The sequence below is a fragment of the Halomonas sp. MES3-P3E genome (assembly GCF_002836035.1).
In the GTDB taxonomy this organism is placed as follows: Bacteria; Pseudomonadota; Gammaproteobacteria; order Pseudomonadales; family Halomonadaceae; genus Vreelandella; species Vreelandella arctica.
Genome location: NZ_PJBT01000139.1, coordinates 1 through 500 on the forward strand (window position 1 = coordinate 1; position 500 = coordinate 500).

The following is a 500-nucleotide window of genomic DNA, read 5'->3' on the forward strand; positions in this document are numbered from 1 at the left end:
CTGCCGGTGTGAGGCCTATAACCGGAAGGTGGGCGGTGCGCCTGATAGCCAGCACACCAAGGCGCGTGCCGCTGATATACAGGTCAAGGGTGTGGCGCCCGCTTCTGTTTATGACTGGCTGGCAGCGGAGTTCCCCGGCGCCAGCTTAGGCCGTTATGCCACGTTCACTCATGTCGATACGCGCTCAAATGGGCCCGCACGATGGTAATGGCTCACATTCTCCCTCTGCTATTGGTGTTGGCTGGCAATGCGACGCACACCCTCAAAAAGCTGATCGAGGTGCGCCAGCAAGGCCACGCCTTATCGCTGATCGGCTTCCTGCGCTTGAGACCCTATAAGACCTCACTGGCTTTACTCGGCAGCATGGCGGGCTACCTCCTATTGGTTGATCAAGGCGTTACCAGCCTTGTTGCCGCCTTTGGCGTGGGTTATGCCGCTGACTCAATGCTTGAGGTGGTAGGCGCCAAGGCGCGAGGGGTTATCCAATGATGGGCTTATTG

Annotated in this window: 2 protein-coding genes; both read left to right on the forward strand. The window is 58.6% G+C overall.

From position 1 onward, the window contains the following. Window positions 1-208 (forward strand): D-Ala-D-Ala carboxypeptidase family metallohydrolase (locus CXF87_RS12330; protein ID WP_198556092.1); only part of this gene is annotated, 208 nt, incomplete at its 5' end. Beyond that, window positions 208-489, forward strand: coding sequence for a hypothetical protein (locus CXF87_RS12335; RefSeq protein ID WP_157826542.1), 282 nt, complete (start codon window positions 208-210; stop codon window positions 487-489). The genes CXF87_RS12330 and CXF87_RS12335, both read left to right, overlap by 1 nt. Window positions 490-500 lie beyond the last annotated feature (11 nt).

What these genes read in the sequence shown, in the direction of transcription:
- CXF87_RS12335 (WP_157826542.1), top strand. Translation starts at nt 208, where the DNA reads ATGGCTCACATTCTCCCTCTGCTATTGGTGTTGGCTGGCAATGCGACG.